16 protein-coding genes are annotated in these 17,583 nt (G+C 70.3%); 14 read left to right on the top strand and 2 right to left on the bottom strand.

Translation table 11 applies throughout. The annotated features are described in order from the left end of the window. The first annotated feature begins 86 nt into the window (after positions 1–86). Complete coding sequence (locus M2351_RS04060; RefSeq protein ID WP_264654863.1) at positions 87–506, top strand: secondary thiamine-phosphate synthase enzyme YjbQ; 420 nt, start codon at positions 87–89, stop codon at positions 504–506. A 6-nt stretch (positions 507–512) separates the two neighbouring features. On the opposite strand, the gene M2351_RS04055 is transcribed toward M2351_RS04060, so the two are convergent. Beyond that, complete coding sequence (locus tag M2351_RS04055) at positions 513–1,850, bottom strand: lytic murein transglycosylase (RefSeq protein ID WP_264654862.1); 1,338 nt, start codon at positions 1,848–1,850, stop codon at positions 513–515. Positions 1,851–2,079: 229 nt separating this feature from the next. On the opposite strand from M2351_RS04055, the gene M2351_RS04050 reads away from it, so the two are divergent. The 12 genes from M2351_RS04050 (at position 2,080) to M2351_RS03995 (ending at position 15,532) form a co-directional block, all read left to right on the top strand. Next, positions 2,080–2,436 (top strand): hypothetical protein, encoded by a 357-nt coding sequence (locus tag M2351_RS04050; protein WP_264654861.1) that lies wholly within the window; start codon positions 2,080–2,082, stop codon positions 2,434–2,436. 100 nt (positions 2,437–2,536) lie between these two features. After that, positions 2,537–3,493 (top strand): cation diffusion facilitator family transporter, encoded by a 957-nt coding sequence (locus tag M2351_RS04045; RefSeq protein WP_264654860.1) that lies wholly within the window; start codon positions 2,537–2,539, stop codon positions 3,491–3,493. Continuing rightward, a complete protein-coding gene (locus M2351_RS04040) occupies positions 3,490–4,272 on the top strand; it encodes a DUF72 domain-containing protein (RefSeq protein WP_264654859.1) in 783 nt (260 codons plus the stop codon). Before M2351_RS04045 ends, M2351_RS04040 begins: the two co-directional genes overlap by 4 nt. Positions 4,273–4,538: 266 nt before the next feature. Further along, positions 4,539–7,217 (top strand): DUF2339 domain-containing protein, encoded by a 2,679-nt coding sequence (locus M2351_RS04035; RefSeq protein ID WP_264654858.1) that lies wholly within the window; start codon positions 4,539–4,541, stop codon positions 7,215–7,217. Positions 7,218–7,323: 106 nt separating this feature from the next. Beyond that, the gene (locus tag M2351_RS04030) at positions 7,324–8,631 is read left to right on the top strand and encodes a hydroxyacid-oxoacid transhydrogenase (RefSeq protein ID WP_264654857.1); all 1,308 of its coding nucleotides are present in this window, start codon (positions 7,324–7,326) and stop codon (positions 8,629–8,631) included. Between the two features lie 215 nt (positions 8,632–8,846). Next, the gene (locus M2351_RS04025; RefSeq protein ID WP_264654856.1) at positions 8,847–9,932 is read left to right on the top strand and encodes an inositol-3-phosphate synthase; all 1,086 of its coding nucleotides are present in this window, start codon (positions 8,847–8,849) and stop codon (positions 9,930–9,932) included. A 28-nt stretch (positions 9,933–9,960) separates the two neighbouring features. Then, the gene (locus tag M2351_RS04020; protein WP_264654855.1) at positions 9,961–10,608 is read left to right on the top strand and encodes a histidine phosphatase family protein; all 648 of its coding nucleotides are present in this window, start codon (positions 9,961–9,963) and stop codon (positions 10,606–10,608) included. Next, a complete protein-coding gene (locus tag M2351_RS04015; protein WP_264654854.1) occupies positions 10,605–11,681 on the top strand; it encodes a CgeB family protein in 1,077 nt (358 codons plus the stop codon). The genes M2351_RS04020 and M2351_RS04015 overlap by 4 nt, the downstream gene beginning before the upstream one ends. 2 nt (positions 11,682–11,683) lie before the next feature. Continuing rightward, a complete protein-coding gene (locus M2351_RS04010; protein WP_264654853.1) occupies positions 11,684–12,466 on the top strand; it encodes a sugar phosphate nucleotidyltransferase in 783 nt (260 codons plus the stop codon). Beyond that, positions 12,463–13,236, top strand: a complete 774-nt coding sequence (locus M2351_RS04005) for a TIGR04290 family methyltransferase (protein WP_264654852.1) — start codon at positions 12,463–12,465, stop codon at positions 13,234–13,236. The genes M2351_RS04010 and M2351_RS04005 overlap by 4 nt, the downstream gene beginning before the upstream one ends. A 222-nt stretch (positions 13,237–13,458) precedes the next feature. Next, positions 13,459–14,382 carry a glycoside hydrolase 5 family protein gene (locus tag M2351_RS04000; RefSeq protein ID WP_264654851.1) on the top strand — a complete coding sequence of 308 codons (924 nt, stop codon included), beginning with the start codon at positions 13,459–13,461 and terminating at the stop codon, positions 14,380–14,382. 4 nt (positions 14,383–14,386) lie between these two features. After that, positions 14,387–15,532 carry a glycosyltransferase gene (locus M2351_RS03995; RefSeq protein WP_264654850.1) on the top strand — a complete coding sequence of 382 codons (1,146 nt, stop codon included), beginning with the start codon at positions 14,387–14,389 and terminating at the stop codon, positions 15,530–15,532. A 140-nt stretch (positions 15,533–15,672) separates the two neighbouring features. Here M2351_RS03995 and M2351_RS03990 read toward each other — a convergent pair whose 3' ends face one another. Continuing rightward, positions 15,673–16,758, bottom strand: a complete 1,086-nt coding sequence (locus tag M2351_RS03990) for a GNAT family N-acetyltransferase (RefSeq protein WP_264654849.1) — start codon at positions 16,756–16,758, stop codon at positions 15,673–15,675. Positions 16,759–16,925: 167 nt separating this feature from the next. Between M2351_RS03990 and M2351_RS03985 the strand changes: the two genes are divergently transcribed. Further along, positions 16,926–17,555, top strand: a complete 630-nt coding sequence (locus M2351_RS03985) for a nitrogen fixation protein NifQ (protein WP_264654848.1) — start codon at positions 16,926–16,928, stop codon at positions 17,553–17,555. Positions 17,556–17,583: the final 28 nt, after the last annotated feature.

Below are 17,583 nucleotides of genomic sequence, written 5' to 3'. Positions count from 1 at the left end.
TTCAAGGTCCAGACGCTGTCCGATTTGGTATAGCTCACCACCGGTTCCAAGACGAACAACAGGCGGGAACACCCATGAGGCAGCCCATGAGACAGGCAGTCACCACCCTGAGCATCCAGACCCGCGGCCAGGGCCTCGTGGAGGTGACGGAGCCGATCACCCATTGGCTCGGCGAACAGGGCATCACGACCGGGTTGCTGACCGTCTTCTGCCGCCACACCTCGGCCTCTCTGGTGATCCAGGAGAACGCCGACCCCGACGTGCGCACCGACCTGGAGCGCTTCTTCCAGCGGCTGGTCGCGGAGGACCCGTCGCTCTACGACCACACGCTGGAAGGGCCGGACGACATGCCGGCCCACATCCGCTCCGCCCTCACCACGGTGCAGCTGTCCATTCCGGTGGTGGAGGGGCGCATGGCGCTCGGCACCTGGCAGGGCGTCTACCTGTTCGAACACCGCCGCCGCCCCCACAGCCGGCAGATCGTGCTGCACGTGTTGGGAGAATAGGCCGGCTTACCCGGCAGCCTGGACGGGGTTGGAGGAGCGGCGCAGGCGCTCCAGCAGGGACTTGGTGGCGAAGCCGTCGGGGACGGCGCCGATGGATTGCTGGAAGCGCCGCACGGCGGTGCGGGTGTTGGCGCCGACGATGCCGTCCTGGGCACCCGGATCCATGCCGATGGACGCCAAGCGCTGCTGCAACTCGATCCGCTCGTCCTTGCTCAGCGCCAGCTCGTTGCGCGGCCACTTGCCCTGGACGCCGGGGCGCCCGGACAGGCGGTCGGCCAGCAGAGCCACCGCCAGCGCGTAGCTGGTGGATGGGTTGTAGCGCATGATGGCGCGGAAGTTCTCGCGCACCAGGAAGGCCGGCCCCGTGTGCCCGCCCAGCACCAGCACCGCAGCGTTGCCGTCGCCGGCCAGTTCGCCCCCGGTCAGCGGGCGCACGCCGAGGCTCCGCCACTCCGCGAGAGGCTTGGTGATGTTGTACTCCGCCTGGTCGTAGGGGAAGCCGGCGGGAAGCGCGACCTCCTCGCCCCAGCGCTCCCCGGCGCGCCAGCCGTTGCCCTGGACGAACTTGGCGGTGGAGGCGAAGACGTCCGGCAGGCTGCCCCAGATGTCGCGGCGGCCGTCGCCGTCCTCGTCCATGGCGTTCTTCAGGAAGACGGTCGGCATGAACTGGGTCTGGCCCATGGCCCCGGCCCAGGAGCCGCTCATCCGGTCCGGCGCGATGTCGCCGCTGTCGAGGATGCGCAGCGCGGCCAGCAGCTCCGTCCGGAAGTAGCTGGCGCGGCGGCCCTCGTAGGCCAGCGTCGTCAGCGCGTCGAGCACGGAGAAGGAGCCGGTACCGCGCCCGTAGTCGGACTCGGCCCCCCAATGGGCGACGAGGATCTCCGCCGGCACGCCGGTGCGCTGCGTGATGCGCTGAAGCAGGGCGGCGTTCTCCTGCATCTTCTGGCGGCCCTGCTGGACGCGGGTGTCCGACACCATGCTGTCCAAATACTGCCAGGGCTGGCGGGTGAACTCCGGTTGGGCCTGGTCAAGCTCGACCACACGGTCGGACAGCTTCACCGAGGCGAAGGCGCGGTCGAAGGTCTGCGGCCGGATGCCCTGGCCCAGCGCTTCCGTCCGCAGGGCGCGCAGCCACTCCGTGTAGCTGACGCGCGGAGCCTGGGGCGCCCCCGTCTGGGACATTGGCGTCGCGGGCAGAGCGGCGGCGGAGGAGGCGGTGGCCGTGGTCGCCTGACCCGCGGCGGCCGGGGTCGCGGCGATCGGCGGCGTGCCCGCCGACTGGCAACCGGCCAGGACCGTGGTGGCGAACAGGAGGCGGGCGGAGAAGGTCAGCAGGGGGCGCATGCGCTCATCAACGGCAGGGGAAAATCAGGGGTAAAGCCTAGGACGGACGGGCTGTGGAACTCAACCGACATTCTCCGGACAAGCCCTCGGCAAGGCCCCCGCAAGACGTTGAAAACCGTGAACAAACCTTGAACGCAGGGCCGGAAATCCCCATATGGGGGCTACACCAAAAACCACGAGGACCACGTTTTCGGCCGCGCTTTTGGGCGGCGGCCCGGAGGGTTATGCCATGCCGTATTTCCCGACCATCGACCTGACCCCGCAGGTGTCGCTGTTGCTGTCGCGGGGCGCCCTGCACCTGAAGCCCGGCCAGTGGGTGCGCGGGGACAAGGGACGCGGCCGCTACCTCCGCACCGACCCGCGCACCGGCACCACCTACGTCAGCTGGCTGCGCCCCGGCGACGACTGGGCGACGGCGTCCCAGCGCTTCCACCGCGCCTGCCAAAAGGGCTTCATTGGCAAGTACCGCCCCGGCTACGAAGCCGAAAAGGCCCGCCGCGAGATGGCCCGACTGATCGCCGAGGTGGACCGGATGGAACCGGCCCCAGCGCGGGTGAAGGACGAACGGCAGCCGATGCTGCTGTAACTTCCGTAGGGAGTGGGGATCAAAGACCCGGGAACCCCCTCCCCCGGCGCGGGGTTTCCCGTCGTGCAGCTTTGAACAACGCACAGCCGGGAGGAGCCGCTTGGCGGAAGGGTCCACGAAGGTCGTCGTCGCCGCGTTGGCGGGCAATCTTGCCATCGCCGTGACGAAATTCGTCGCCAGCGCGCTGACCGGCAGCGCCGCCATGTTCAGCGAGGCGATCCACTCCGTGGTGGACAGCGGCAACCAGGTGCTCCTGCTCTACGGCATCCGGCGGTCGCGCCGGCCGGCGACGCCGGAGCACCCCTTCGGCTTTGGGCGCGAGGTCTATTTCTGGTCCTTCGTCGTCGCGGTGCTGCTGTTCGGCCTTGGGGCGGGGGTGTCGCTGTACGACGGGTGGCTCGCGCTGAAGAACCCCAGGCCGGTGGAGACTCCCTGGGTCAACTTCGGCGTGCTGGGCTTCGCCACGCTGTTCGAGGGCGCGTCCTGGTGGGTGGCGTTCAAGGAGTTCCGGCGCACCACCCAGGGGGTGCCGCTGCTGTCGGCCGTGCGTCGTTCCAAGAACCCCTCCATCTTCGTCGTGCTGCTGGAGGATACGGCGGCGCTGGTCGGCCTGCTGCTGGCCGCGGCGGGGCTGGTGGCGGGGGAGATCACCGGCAACCCGGTGTTCGATGCCTGGGCCTCGCTCGCCATCGGCGTGGTGCTGGCGGTGGTCGCGGCGCTGCTGGCCTACGAGTCCAAGGGGCTGCTGATCGGGGAGGCGGCCGACCGCCGCGTGGTGGAAGGCATCCGCCGCATCGTCGGCGAGGAGCGGCGGGTCAAGCGCACCATCGACGTGCTGACCATGCACATGGGCCCCGACGACGTCCTGCTGAACATGTCCGCGGAGTTCCAGGACGAGCTGACCGCCGACGAGGTGGAGGACACCGTCGCGGCGTTGGAAACCCGCATCCGCGGCCAGTTCCCGGAGGTCCGCCGCATCTTCGTGGAGGCCGATGCGATGCGCCTGCGCCGGGCACCCGGCGCCGCTCCGGCGATGCCGCAGGCCAGCGCCGGATGATGGTCGATCCCTTGGCCGACATACGGATCGGCTGCGCTGGCTGGAGCATCCCGAAGCTCTCCGCCCCGGCCTTCCCGGCGGACGGCACGCATCTGGAACGCTACGCCCGCGTCTTCCCGATGGCGGAGGTCAACAGCAGCTTCTACCGCCCGCACAAGCCGGAGACCTGGGCGCGTTGGGCCGCCTCCACCCCGCCGGGCTTCCGCTTCGCCGCCAAGGTTCCGCGCAGCATCACCCACGACCGCCGCCTGAAGGACGTAACCGACCTTCTGGATCGGTTCCTGTTCGAGGTCGGGCACCTCGGTGACCGGCTGGGGCCGTTGCTGGTGCAGTTGCCACCGACGCTGCGCTTTGAGGCGCCGGTGGCGGAAGCCTTCTTCGCCGCGCTGCGCGCCCGCTTCCCTGGGGATGTCGTCTGCGAGCCGCGCCACCCGAGCTGGTTCGCGGCGGCACCGGATCGGCTGCTGGTCGAGCACGCCGTCGCCCGCGTCGCCGCCGACCCCACCCCGGTGCTGGACGCGGCGGAGCCCGCAGGCTGGGCGGGCCTGCGCTACTGGCGCCTGCACGGCTCCCCGCACATGTACCGCAGCCCCTACGCGCTGGACGTGCTCGACCGGCTGGCGCGGCACTTCCACCAGGAGGCGCGGGAGCGGCCGGTCTGGTGCGTCTTCGACAACACGGCGGAGTTCCACGCGGTCGATGACGCCCTGACGATGATCCGACGTTTGGACCAATCGGGGGCGACACCCGTCCCTTCTCCCCCCTGGGGAGAAGGTTAGGATGAGGGGGTGCCGCAGGCAGACCGCCCCAACAAGCCACGCCTTTTCGAGAGATTTTTCTCCGCCCTACCGGGCGTAAATCCCCCTCACCCAAACCCTCTCCCGCTCTCGGCGGCCACAGGCCGCCTGTCGCCGGCAGCGCCCGCAAGCGGGCGCGAGAGGCCAGGGGAGAGAGGGCTTCTTACCCATCCACAGGTGAGAGAGACAGGCGCGTGGGCTGAGCGGTATCGTGCCCGGTCGGGACAGCCGAACCGGAGCGGGCGCGCATGGACGTCATACTGTTGGTGGTGGTCGCCATCCTGGCCTACCGCTTCAATCGCCGGCTGAAGGCGCAGGAAAGCGAGATCGCGGCGCTGCGGCAGGCGCTGCAACGGCTCCAGGGCACCGCACCACCGCCCGAGCCCACGGCCGAAGCGGCGCCGCTGGCGATGGAGGCAGCACCCGTCCCGGAACCGGAACCACCACCCACCATGGCGCCGCCGGAGCCGGTCGCGGCGCAGGCCCCGCCCCGCTCCACGCTGCGCGCGTTGGAGGAGGCGCTGGCGGGGCGCTGGCTGATCTGGCTGGGCGGGGCGACGGTCGCCCTGGCGGCGGCCTTCTTCATCAAGCTGTCCATCGACAGCGGCTGGCTGGGGCCCAGCGTCCGGGTGACGCTGGGGCTGCTGTCCGGCATCGCTTTGATGGTGGGCGGCGAGTGGGTGCGGCGGCACAGTCTGGCGCAAATGCCGCCGGACCTCGTCCGGCCCGATTACGTGCCGCCGGCGCTGACCGCGGCCGGGTTGTTCGCCGCTTTCGCCAGCGTCTATGGCGGCTACGCTCTGTATGACCTGTTCCCGCCGCTGGTCGCCTTCGGGCTGCTCGCCGCACTGGCGCTGACGGCGATCGCGCTGTCGCTTCTGCAAGGACCCTACATCGCGGCGCTGGGCCTGCTGGGCGGCTTCACGACTCCGCTGCTCGTGCCGTCCGACTCACCGTCCGCCTGGGGGCTGTTCGCTTATCTGCTGGCCCTATCCGCCGGCGGCATGACGGTGGTGCTGTGGCGGCGCTGGCGCTGGCTGGGGCTCGGCACGCTGGTCGGGGCCGCCGTCTGGGTGCCGGTCTGGTACGTCGGCGGGTGGGAGCCGGGGGACGCACTGCCGGTCGGGCTCTACCTGCTGCTGACCACCGCGCTGTTCCTGATGCCCGCCGCCCTGATCGACCCCGGCGCGGAGCCGGTCCCTTGGGGCCTGCGGCACTGGCGGAAGCGCCCGCCGCTGGACCGGCTGGCCGTGACCGCGGTGGCGGTGCTGGGCGTGCTGACCGCGCTGCTCACCGCTGCGGACGGGCACCGCACGGTGTCGCTGGTCATGCTGGGACTGTTCGGGCTGCTGACCGTGGTGGTTGGCCGGCGGGTGGAGCGGCTGGCCGGCGTCGCCTGGGTGGCGGCAACGGCGACACTGCTGGCGCTCGCCGGCTGGACGGTGCCGGGCTGGCCGCTGCCGCCGCCCGTCCTGAACGCGGAGGGCAACCCGATCGTCCCGGCCCCCGGCGACGCGCTGCCGGCCATGGCCTTCCGCTTCTTGTGGGCGGTCGCCGGCTACGCCGCGCTGTACGGGATCGGCGGCTTCGTCGCGCTGTGGGGATCGGCGCGGGCGGCGCTGTGGTCGTCGCTGTCGGCCTGGGTGCCGGTGGCCTTGCTGGCCATGGCCTATTGGCGGCTCGACCCGCCGCGGGCGGACACGCTGTGGCCGGTGGCGAGCCTCGCGCTGGCGGCGGCGCTGGTCGCCGCGACCACGCCGCTGTCCCGGCGCCGGCACGAGCCGGGCGTCAGCCTCGGCCTCGCCGCCTTCGCGGCGGGGGCGGTCGGCGCGCTCAGCCTCGGCGCCACGATGATGCTGCGCGAGGCGTGGCTGTCGGTCGCCATCGCCTTCCAGGTGCCGGTGCTGGCGTGGCTGGAGCAGCGCATGGGCCTGCGCAGTCTGCGCGGCGTGATCCTGCTGGTGGCGCTGGTGGTGCTGGCCCGCCTGGTGCTGAATCCCTTCGTGCTGGAATACGGGGGCCTGGAGAATGGGGGTCACGGGCTGGGCTGGATCCTCTACGGCTACGGGCTGCCGGCGGCGGGCTTCTTCCTGGCGGCGCGCTGGCTGCGCGGCGGAGGCGACGACAAAGTCGTGGCTCTGCTGGAGGCCGGTGCGCTGGTCTTCACCACGCTGCTCGTCTCGCTGGAAATCCAGAACCTGACCCGCGGCACGCTGGAGGATCCCCCCGACACGCTGCGGGAGGTGGCGCTGCACACGCTGGCTTGGCTGGCGCTGGCGCTGGTCCTTGCCGCTGACCGCCGCTGGAGTCTGCGCCCGGTCGCCGTCTGGGGCCGGCGCGCGCTGGCGGGGATCGCCGCGCTTCAAGCGGTGCTGCTGCACTTGCTGTTGCTGAACCCGCTGGGCAGCGGCGAGAGCGTCGGGGCGTGGCCGGTGGCGAACACGCTGCTGCTGGCCTACGGGATGCCCGGCCTGCTGTTCCTGCTGTACCTGCGGACGGAGACTTTGCCCGGCTGGCTGCGGCATTGGGGGGCGCTGGTCCCGCTGGCGCTGTTCGGCATGAACTTGGCGCTGGAGATCCGCCACGCCTTCCAGGGGCCGGTGCTGTCCGGGCCGGAGCTGTCGGACGCGGAGTGGTACAGCTATTCCGCCGGGTTCCTGGTGCTGGCGGTGCTGCTGCTGGTCGGGGCGCTGCGGATGCGGCTCGGCTGGCAGCGGCATGTGGCGCTGGCGCTGATGCTGGCGGTGGTGGCGAAGGTCTTCCTCAGCGACATGGGGCAGCTGGGCGGGCTCTACCGCGTCGCGTCCTTCCTGGGGCTGGGGTTCAGCCTGATCGGCGTTGGGTATCTCTACCGGCGCTTGCAGGGGCCGCCATCTACACCGCCGGCACCGTCCGCATCCCCACCGTCGCCGGAGCCGACTGTTTGACGCACCAACAGCCCGGTTGACAGGCGGCCCGCGCGAGGGTCCGATATCCGGCGAAGAACCGCGCACAAGCGCAATCCAAGCACAGCCCCTTGGGAGGACCCGCCGCATGATCGACTCCATCGCTCACCCCATCCTGCCCGACGGCGACACCGGCTTCACGGTGGAGGCCGCGTCGATGAAGTTCGGCCGCGGCGTTCTGGCCGAGTTGGGCAACGACGCCAAGGCGATGGGCATGCGCCGCGTGGCGCTGTTCACCGATCCGCTGGTGGCCGGCATCGCGCCTTTCGCCACGGCGCTGGAGTCGCTGAAGGCGGCCGGGCTCGACGTGGTGGTCTTTGATCGCTGCCGGGTGGAGCCGACCAGCGCCTCCTTCCTCGACGCGGCAAGCTTCTCGCGAGACGGCGGCTTCGACGGCTACATCTCCATCGGCGGCGGGTCGGTGATCGACACGGCCAAGGCCGCCAACCTCTACGCCACCCACCCGGCGGACTTCCTGGCCTACGTCAACAAGCCGCTGGGCGAGGGGCGCCCGGTGCCCGGCCCGGTCAAGCCGCACATCGCCTGCCCCACCACCTGCGGCACGGGCAGCGAAACGACGGGTGTGGCCATCTTCGACCATGTCGAGAAACAGGTGAAAACCGGCATCTCGTCCCGCTACCTGCGCCCTAACCTCGCGGTGGTGGACCCGGCGACCATCGACAGCCTGCCGCCGGGTGTGATCGCCTCCACCGGATTCGACGTGCTGACCCACGCGATCGAGAGCCACACGGCCCGCCCCTACCGCTCCCGCCCGCGGCCCGACGCGGCGAACCCGCGCCCGCCCTACCAGGGCGCCAACCCCTGGTCGGACATCGGCAGCCTCCAGGCCATCCGGCTGGGCGGGCAGTATCTGGAACGCGCGGTCAACGACCCGGCCGACGAGGAGGCGCGCGACGCCCTGATGTTCGCGGCGACGCTGGCCGGCCTCGCCTTCGGGAACGCCGGCGTGCACATCCCGCACGCCATGTCCTACTCGGTCGCCGGCATGAACCACAGCTTCACGGCTATCGGCTATGAGAAGGCGGAGCCGATGGTGCCGCACGGCGTCTCCGTCGTGCTGAACGCCCCGGCGGCCTTCCGCTTCACCGGCTCGGCAGCGCCGGAGCGCCACCTCCGCGCCGCGGACGCGCTGGGGGCCGACGTGCGCGACGTCTCGCCCGCCGACGGCGGGGCGATCCTGGCGGCCCGGCTGATCGCCATGATGAAGGCCACCCACCTGCCGAACGGCCTGTCGGCGCTGGGTTACGGCGAGGCGGACATCCCCGGCCTCGTTAGGGGGGCCATGGCCCAGCAGCGCCTGCTGACCATCGCGCCAAGGCCGGTGACGGAGGACGACCTGCGCGCCCTCTACGCCGACGCGATGGCCTATTGGTAACCGCCTTTTTGTAGGTTGGGTGCAGGCGCTGCCGGAACCCAACCTACGCATCCGGCTACGAAATTGACGATTCCGACCGGGAGGGAATTAGGCACCCCCTACGCGCCACCGTCGGTTTCGGAACACGTTCGCACACACCTCGTTTTCCGGACAAATGCCGCGCAAGCGGCGTTGATAAATGCCGCGCAAGCGGCGTCCAGGATCCTGAGGGAACGATGACGGGAAAAACCGTGCGGGTGGCGATCGTCGGGGTGGGTAACTGCGCGTCGTCGCTGGTTCAAGGCGTGCAGTATTACCGCGACGCCCAGGACGACGCCGACGTACCCGGCCTGATGCATGTCCGGCTCGGAGGGTACCATGTCGGCGACATCGCGTTCTCCGCCGCCTTCGACGTGTCGGCCGCCAAGGTCGGCCGCGACCTGTCGGAAGCCATCGGGGCCGCCCCCAACAACACCATCCGCTTCGCCGAAGTGCCGCATCTCGGCGTGCCGGTGCACCGCGGGCCGACGCTGGACGGGCTGGGCCGCTACCTGACCGGCGTGGTCGAGGAAGCCGACATCGGCGAGGACGACGTCACCGCCATCCTGAAGGCCACGAAGACCGACGTGCTGGTGTCCTACCTGCCCGTGGGATCGGAGGAGGCGACGCGCTGGTACGCGGAGCGCGCGCTGGAGGCCGGCTGCGCCTTCGTCAACTGCATCCCGGTCTTCATCGCCTCCGACCCCGTCTGGGCGCGGCGCTTCACGGAAAAGGGCGTGCCGATCGTCGGCGACGACATCAAGAGCCAGGTCGGCGCCACCATCATCCACCGGGTGCTCGCCAACCTGTTCCGCGAGCGCGGCGTGCTGCTGGAGCGCACCTACCAGCTGAACTTCGGCGGCAACACCGACTTCCTGAACATGCTGGAGCGGGAGCGGCTGGAGTCCAAGAAGATTTCCAAGACCCGCGCCGTCACCAGCCAGCTCGGCCACACCATGGACGCGGGCGACTGCCACATCGGCCCCAGCGACCATGTGCCCTGGCTGGCCGACCGCAAGTTCTGCCACATCCGCATGGAGGGGGAGGCCTTCGGCGGCGTGCCCCTGAACCTGGAGCTGAAGCTGGAGGTGTGGGACAGCCCGAACTCCGCGGGCGTGGTCATCGACGCGGTGCGCTGCGCCAAGCTGGCGCTGGACCGCGGCATCGGCGGGCCGCTGGAAGGGCCGAGTTCCTATTTCATGAAGTCGCCGCCGGTGCAGTTCACCGACAACGAGGCGCGGCTGCGCACGGAACGATTCATCGAGTCCGGCGACCCCTGCTGAGGGGCCCCTTGTTGAAGGTTCGTTATCGATGACCCTCCTCTACCTCGTCCGCCACGCCGACCACGACTGGATCGGCCGCGGCATCGCCGGCCGTATGGACACGTCCCTGAACGACACGGGACGCGCGCAGGCCGAACGGCTCGGCCGCTGGTTCGCGCGGCAGCGGGCGGCCGGGCAGCGGGCAAGCGGGCTATGGGCCAGCCCCCTGCCCCGCACGCAGCAAACGGCGGAGCCGATCGCCCGCGCGCTGGACCTGCCCATCCAAACCGCCGACGCGCTGGTGGAGGTGGAGTTCGGCGCCTGGACCGGGCGCGACTTCCCCGACCTGGACGCAGACCCGGCCTGGCGCCAATGGAACGGCGCCCGCAGCCTCGCCCGCGCGCCGGGCGGGGAAACCACGCTGGAGGTGCAGGCCCGCATGGTCGGCTTCCTCAACCGGTTGTGCGCGGACGATCCCGACGGCATCCACGTGCTGGTCAGCCATGGCGACGCGATCCGCGCGGCGCTGGCCTACTACCTCGGGGTATCCATCGATTTGTTTTTGCGCATCGAGGTCTCTCCGGCCTCGATGTCTGTTCTAGCCATCGACGGCTGGACCCCGAAGGTCCTGCGCCTGAACCAAACGCTTGATGATGGCACACTCGACGACGATGGGAGCATGGCGCCGGCATCATGAAAATCGTCATTTTCGGACTCACCATCAGCTCCTCGTGGGGCAACGGGCACGCCACGCTGTGGCGCGGGCTGGTCAAGGCGCTGGTGCGCCGCGGCAACCGCGTCGTCTTCTTCGAGCGCGACGTCCCCTACTACGCGGAGCACCGCGACCTGTGGGAGATCCCCGGCGGGGAACTGGTGCTCTATTCCGACTGGGAGAGCGTCGCGGCCGACGCCCAGCGCCACGCCGACGAGGCGGACGTGGCGATGGTCACCTCCTACTGCCCGGACGGGGCGGCGGCGTCGCACATGGTGCTGGGCTCCAAGGCTCAGCGGACGGTCTTCTACGACCTCGACACGCCGGTGACGCTGGCCCGGCTGGAGGCGGGGGAGCGGCCGGCCTACCTGCCGGCGGAGGGGTTGGGCGGCTTCGACACCGTGCTGAGCTACACCGGCGGGCGGGCGCTGGAGGAGCTGAAGACCAGGCTCGGCGCCCGCCACGTCGCCCCGCTCTACGGCTGGGTGGATCCGGAGGTGCACCGGCCGGTGGACCCGGTGAAGACCTACCTCGGCGACCTGTCCTACCTCGGCACCTACGCGGAGGACCGGCAGGCGGCGCTGGAGGCCCTGTTCATCGAGCCGGCGCGGCGGCTGTCGCGGCGGCGCTTCGTCATCGGCGGGGCGCAGTATCCGGACAGCTTCCCCTGGACCAGCAACATCTACTTCGTGCAGCACCTGCCGCCGGCCGAACACCCGGCCTTCTTCTGCTCCTCCACCCTGACGCTGAACGTCACGCGCGACGCCATGAAGCGCATGGGCTGGTGCCCGTCCGGCCGCCTGTTCGAGGCGGCGGCCTGCGGCGTGCCGCTGATCTCCGACCATTGGGAGGGGCTGGAGGCCTTCTTCGAGCCGGGCCGCGACCTTCTGGTCGCGAAGGAGACCGACGATGTTACCACGGCGATGATGCTGCCGCGCGACCACCTCGCCAAGCTGGCCCGCCGCGCGCGGGAGCGGACGCTGGAGGAGCACACGGCCGAACGGCGCGTGCGCGAGTTGCGCTCCATCCTGGACATCAAAGGCGGAGGCGACGACTGAGCATGTGGGGCATCATCCCGGCCGCGGGCAGCGGCACGCGCATCCAGCCGCTCGCCTTCTCCAAGGAGCTGCTGCCCGTCGGCAGCCGGCTGGACGGCGGGACGGAGCGCCCCCGCGCGGTCAGCGAGTATCTGGTGGACCGCATGGTCAAGGGCGGGGCCGACAAGATCGCCTTCGTCATCGCGCCGGGCAAGTTCGACATCCTGCAATATTACGGCGGCTATTATTCAGGGGGCGAGGTGGACGGCGCCGCCCTGATCGCCAATGTGGCCTATGTGGTGCAGCCGCGGCCGGGCGGCCTGTGCGACGCCATTTTCCGCGCCCGCCATCTGGTCCACCCGTCGGAGCCGGTGATGATCGGCCTGCCCGACACGGTGTGGTTCCCCGACGACGCGCTGGCCACCCTCCCCGACGACAAACTCTCCTTCCTGCTCTTCCCCGTGGAGCAGCCGGAGCTGTTCGACGCCGTCGTGACCGACGATCGCGGGCGCGTGCTGGAGATCCAGGTAAAGAGCGCGCAGGCCACGTCCAACTGGATTTGGGGAGCCTTCAAGATGCCCGGGGCGGTGCTGCACGAGTTGCACGCCCTTTGGGAGGCGCGGGAGCGCCGGGACGAATTCATGGGAACGCTGATCAACGCCTGGATCGGCCAGGGCGGGGAGGCGGTCGGCGTGCGCGCCGGCACCTCCTACGTCGACGTCGGGACGGTGCGTGGCTACCGCGCCGCGCTGAACCTGTTGAGCGACGGGCTGCTGAACGGCACGGCACGGGAGGCCGCGGAATGACGCCGGAAATCATCGAACGACAAACCATTGAACGGCAAACCATTGAGCGGCGGGTCCGCGAGCTTGGCCGCTGGTTCCACAACATCGACCTGAAGGGCGTGCGGACGGCGCCGGACCATTTCCTCGGCGACTATCCGGCGATCAAGTGGCGGCGCTTCGCCCACGCCATCCCGGATGACCTGTCCGGCAAGACCGTGCTGGACATCGGCTGCAACGGCGGCTTCTACGCCATCGAGATGAAGCGGCGCGGCGCCGACCGCGTCGTGGCCGTCGACTTCGACGACGTCTACCTGAACCAGGCCCGCTTCGCCGCCGAAGTCATGGGGGCGGACATCGAGTTTCGCAAGCTGTCCGTCTACGACGTTGCTCTCCTGAAGGAGAAGTTCGACGTCGTCCTTTTCATGGGGGTGCTCTACCACCTGCGTCACCCCCTCTTGGCGCTCGATCTCATTTGGGAGCACGTCGCCAAGGACATCCTTGTCTTCCAGTCCATGTTGCGCGGACCGGACGTCGTCTTCCCGGTGCAGGACGACTATCCCTTCAGCGAGACCGAACACTTCGAACGCCCCGGTTACCCGCGGATGGTTTTCGTAGAAAACAAGTACAGCGACGACGAGACCAACTGGTGGATTCCGAACCGGGCCGGCATGGAGGCCATGCTGCGCTCATCAGGCTTCACCATCCTGGAACATCCGGAGGAGGAGGTGTTCGTCTGCCGCCGCGGGGGGCGGTCGGACTTCGTGGAAACGGTGCACCCGGCGCGGGGATGACCCAATCCCCCTCTCCCCTCTGCTCACGCGCAAACGAAGTTTGCGCTGACGCGACAGGCGGACCTTCGGTCCGCCGAAAGCGGAGAGAGGGTCGGGGTGAGGGGGATGTCGGGGGACGGGAGAGTTCGGCAGATGCAGGACCCCCTCACCCTAACCCTCTCCCCGGAGGGGAGAGGGTTACAAAAATAAAATTCATCATAAATACCAATAAAGGGACGAGGCATGATCGAAGCGGTAATGCTCTGGAACGAGCCGAACAACAAATCCCACTGGGACTTTCAGATCGACCCGGACTGGAGCCAATTCGCCGACATGGTGATCGGCGCGGCGGACGCGATCGCGGAGGTCAACCCGACCCTGCCGAAGGTGCTGGGCGGCATCTCGCCCATCGACCCGGCCTTCATGACCAACATGAAGAACCGCGGCGTTCTGGACCATCTGGACGCGGTCGCCGTGCACGGCTTCCCGCTGGACTGGAACCACTGGCAGCTCAACGACTGGCCGGACAAGTTGAAGGAAATCCAGGCGGTCACCGACCTGCCCGTGTGGGTGTCGGAGGTCGGCATCTCCACCTTCGGGGCGGAGGAGGTGCAGGTCTTCGGGCTGAACCGCACCGTGGCGCTGCTGCGCGGCCGCGTGCCGCGCGCCCACTGGTACAGCCTGTTCGACCTGCCGCGCGCCTGGCCCGCCACCACCCGCCACCGCGAGGCGGAGGGCTCGTCCTACTACCGCCACTTCTACATGGGCCTGGTCCGCGAGGACGGGACCGAGAAGCCGGCCTACGAGCATTTCCGCAAGGCGGCACCCGATTTCGGCCTGTGCCAGTGGTTCCATTTCCAGGACCATCGGCTGGACGAGGGTGTGCGGCGCATGAAGGACCTGGGCGTCACCTACCTGCGCACGGGCCTCAGCTGGGCCGACAGCTACCGCGACGGGGCGCTGGACTGGTTCGACCGGCAGATGGAGGCGCTGTCCGACTTCAACGTCACGGTCACCTTCTGCTTCACGCCGGAGCACCGCGGGATCGAGCCCCACCACACCAGCCCGCCCCAGGTGAAGGAGGAATTCGCCCAGTTCTGCGCGGACATGGTGCGGCGCTACGGCCCCGCCGCCTCCGCCGTCCGGTCCAACGCGGCGGCGGAGTGAGGCCATGGCTGACTTAGCATCATCGGGCGCCCCTGCTCCCAGAGGCCAAGCGGGCGGCGCGCCAGGCGGAGTGTCAGGCGGGCTGACCGTCCTGTCCGTCGCGTCGCCCTTCGCCCCCATCGGCACCGAGAACGACGGCCCGGCCGAGCAGGTGGTCGTCGCCATCGACTCAGCACTGCTGCGCGCCGGCCACCGCTCCCTGGTGCTGGCGCCCGAAGGGTCGGCCGTCGCCGGCACGCTGCTGCCGCTGCCGCGCGTCCACGGCATGGCACAGGGCACGCCGCCCGACGACGCCGCGCGGACCGCGGTGCTCCGCCGGGTGGCCGGCATGGTGGCCGACACGGTGGAGCGGCACGCGGTGGACCTCGTCCACCTGCATGTGCCGGACTTCGCAGCGCTGCTGCCGCCGCCGGGCGTTCCGGTGCTGGTCACCCTGTACGAGCCGCTGGACCGCTACCCGGACGGCACCCTGGCGCCCCGCCGCCCGCGCACGCACCTGAACGGCGTGTCCGCCGAGCAAACCCGCGCCGCCCCGCCGGGGATCGCCCTGCTGCCGCCCATCGAGGTGGGGGTGCCGGTCGACCGCCTGCACATCCGCGTGCCGAAGCGCCGCTTCGCCGTCTGCCTCGGCACCATCGAGCGGGACCACGGCTTCCACATCGCGCTGGACGCCGCGCGGGAGGTGGACATCCAGCTGCTGCTCGGCGGCGAGCTGTCGCGCAGCCCCGACGAGCAGCGCTATCTGCAGGAGGAGATCCGGCCGCGGCTGGACACCAAGCGCCGCTTCCTCGGGCAGATCGGCTTCTCGCGCAAGCGCTGGATGCTGGGGGCGGCGCGCTGCCTGCTGGCGCCCAGCCTGACGCCGGATCCGGCGGGGATGGCCGCGCTGGAGGCGCTGGCCTGCGGCACGCCGGTGGTCGCCTTCCCGACCGGTGCGCTCGCCGACATCGTGGAGCCGGGCGTGACCGGCTTCCTGGTGGAGGACGCCGCCGGCATGGCCCGCGCCATCGAGGAGTGCGAGACCATCGACCCCGACGCCTGCCGCGCCGTCGCCCGCGCGCGCTATTCCCTGGAGACCATGACCGACCGCTACCTGACGCTCTACGACGACCTCGTCGCGGGCAAGGCGCGGGCGGTGGGGGTGGCGTGAGAAACCGGGAAAGCCCACACCCACGTCATTCCCGCGAAGGCGGGAATCCAGGGCACATCAGCCACTTAAAGGCGGGGTTTCCTGGATCCCAGCCTTCGCTGGGATGACGGTGAAGAGGGGGAAGCGCCGCGCCCCCCCGATCACTCGCACCGGTAAATCTTCGCCATCAGCACCTGGTCAGCGTACCGCCCGTCGATCAGCGCGTAGCGGCGGGCGGTCGCTTCCTCCTCGAAGCCCTGGGCGTGGTAGAAGCGGCGGGCGCGCGTGTTGTGGGCGAAGACCCAGAGCGCCAGGCGGTGCAGCGCGCGCGACCGCACCCAGGCCTCCGCGGCTTCCATCAGTCGGTCGCCGATCCCGCTCGCCCAGTATTCCCGGCGCACGGCGAGCCCCAAGCCGGCCTCGTGCGCGGTGCGGGCGTAGACGCCGGTCCACAGGGACACCGTCCCGGCGATGCCCCCGTCCACCGCCGCGACCAGCGTCGCGCTACGGTCGCCGATGCGCTGTTCGGCCAGGAAGCGGCGCGCCGCGGCGACGTCCGCAAGGCTCTCGTCGGCGGTGCGCATCAGGAAGTGGGTTTCGCCGCGCACCGCGTGGTCGTAGGCGAGGTAGGCCGCGGCATCGGCCGGCTCCGCCCGACGGATCTCCAGCCCGTGCAAGGGGGCCGGCGGCAGGGCGTCCAGCGCCAGGGGCGGCCAGTCCGGGACCGTCGCGTCGGGACCGCCACCGAAACCGATGAACTTTCCCATCAGCCGCTCGCTCCGCCAAGCGCCCTTGACGCGCAGCGTGTCGCGCATCGGCCCCTCGTCCTCGAACCCAAGCCGGTCGTAGAGGGCGCGGGCCCGCGGGTTCGCTTCCGCCACCGTGAGTTCCAGCCGGTGCAGGCCGGCGCCCCGCGCCCAGTTCTCGGCCGTCCGGAACAGGCAGGTGGCGACGCCGCGCCCGTTCCAGTCCCGCAGGACCCCGACGGCCAGCGTCGCCACGCCCCGGTTGCGCCGGAACCGCCCGCCATGGGCGCTGAGATAGCCGACGAGCGTGCCGCCCACCTCCGCCACCAGGATCGTCGAGTTGCCGGTCGCCAGGAAGGCCGCGAGGTCGCGCGCCCACAGCGGCTGCTCGCCGGGCTCCCGCATCAGGAAGTCGGTTTCGGAATCGACCCGCGCCACGAGGGCCAGCAGGTCGCGCCGCTCGCTCGGGCGGGCTTCGCGGAAGGTGGGTTCGGCACTCATGTTCTGCAACCGTAGCACGGTTCGCCGGCGAAGGCACATCCGGGACAAGATAGGGCGCTGCCGCCCGGCCGCAAAAACCCCTTCGCAGGTGCGGAAAATTGGTACACCATGACGGGAGGGTCCTATGACCTTCGTTCCCAACACCCATGCAGGGGAGCGCCCAGACGATGACCGCCGCCATGACCGCTGGGGACTCAGGCACGCTTGAACCGCCGCTCGACACGCTGTCCGGCGCGGACCTCGACCGTCTGCTGTTCGGCCGCATCCTCGGCCTCACCGCGCAGGACCCGGTCCGCCCGCTCACCCGCGCGCTGGGGCTGGGGCGGGACGCGCTGGCGGTGCTGGTCGCGCGCCACGCGCCGGACCATGCGCCGCTTCCTTCCAACCTTCCGGACGACACCGGCGAGGACGCCATCGAGGAGGAGGACCTGCGCGCCTTCCTGCTCGACCACCGCGCCCGCGGCGCGGAGGAGGAGGAGTGGCTGGCGGCCATCGTCGCCCGCCGGTCGCTGGAGCCGAACCACCTCTGGCAGGACATGGGCTTCGCCAGCCGGCGCGAGCTGAACGCCATGTTCCGCCGCCACTTCCCCGCCCTGGTCGAACGCAACAGCGCCGACATGAAGTGGAAGAAGTTCTTCTACCGCTCGCTCTGCGAACGCGAGGGGCTGCTGCTGTGCAAATCGCCGAATTGCGAGGTGTGCGAGGACTTCGAAGCCTGCTTCGGCGGCGAGGAAGGCGACCCGCTGAGCACGCTCGCCCGCGCCGTGCGGGCCGAGGAAGGCCTGAAGGACCGCTGAACGGGACGACCGGGGGGCGTAACGGACG

It is taken from the genome of Azospirillum canadense (assembly GCF_025961225.1).
Lineage (GTDB): Bacteria > Pseudomonadota > Alphaproteobacteria > Azospirillales > Azospirillaceae > Azospirillum > Azospirillum canadense.
This window is presented reverse-complemented; position numbering and strand designations above follow the sequence as displayed.

Bases quoted from the DNA above. Each gene is read 5' to 3' on its own strand.
- M2351_RS04060 (WP_264654863.1), top strand. From the start codon at position 87: ATGAGACAGGCAGTCACCACCCTGAGCATCCAGACCCGCGGCCAGGGC.
- M2351_RS04055 (WP_264654862.1), bottom strand. From the start codon at position 1,850: ATGCGCCCCCTGCTGACCTTCTCCGCCCGCCTCCTGTTCGCCACCACG.
- M2351_RS04050 (WP_264654861.1), top strand. From the start codon at position 2,080: ATGCCGTATTTCCCGACCATCGACCTGACCCCGCAGGTGTCGCTGTTG.
- M2351_RS04040 (WP_264654859.1), top strand. From the start codon at position 3,490: ATGATGGTCGATCCCTTGGCCGACATACGGATCGGCTGCGCTGGCTGG.
- M2351_RS04035 (WP_264654858.1), top strand. From the start codon at position 4,539: ATGGACGTCATACTGTTGGTGGTGGTCGCCATCCTGGCCTACCGCTTC.
- M2351_RS04030 (WP_264654857.1), top strand. From the start codon at position 7,324: ATGATCGACTCCATCGCTCACCCCATCCTGCCCGACGGCGACACCGGC.
- M2351_RS04025 (WP_264654856.1), top strand. From the start codon at position 8,847: ATGACGGGAAAAACCGTGCGGGTGGCGATCGTCGGGGTGGGTAACTGC.
- M2351_RS04020 (WP_264654855.1), top strand. From the start codon at position 9,961: ATGACCCTCCTCTACCTCGTCCGCCACGCCGACCACGACTGGATCGGC.
- M2351_RS04015 (WP_264654854.1), top strand. From the start codon at position 10,605: ATGAAAATCGTCATTTTCGGACTCACCATCAGCTCCTCGTGGGGCAAC.
- M2351_RS04010 (WP_264654853.1), top strand. From the start codon at position 11,684: ATGTGGGGCATCATCCCGGCCGCGGGCAGCGGCACGCGCATCCAGCCG.
- M2351_RS04005 (WP_264654852.1), top strand. From the start codon at position 12,463: ATGACGCCGGAAATCATCGAACGACAAACCATTGAACGGCAAACCATT.
- M2351_RS04000 (WP_264654851.1), top strand. From the start codon at position 13,459: ATGATCGAAGCGGTAATGCTCTGGAACGAGCCGAACAACAAATCCCAC.
- M2351_RS03995 (WP_264654850.1), top strand. From the start codon at position 14,387: ATGGCTGACTTAGCATCATCGGGCGCCCCTGCTCCCAGAGGCCAAGCG.
- M2351_RS03990 (WP_264654849.1), bottom strand. From the start codon at position 16,758: ATGAGTGCCGAACCCACCTTCCGCGAAGCCCGCCCGAGCGAGCGGCGC.
- M2351_RS03985 (WP_264654848.1), top strand. From the start codon at position 16,926: ATGACCGCCGCCATGACCGCTGGGGACTCAGGCACGCTTGAACCGCCG.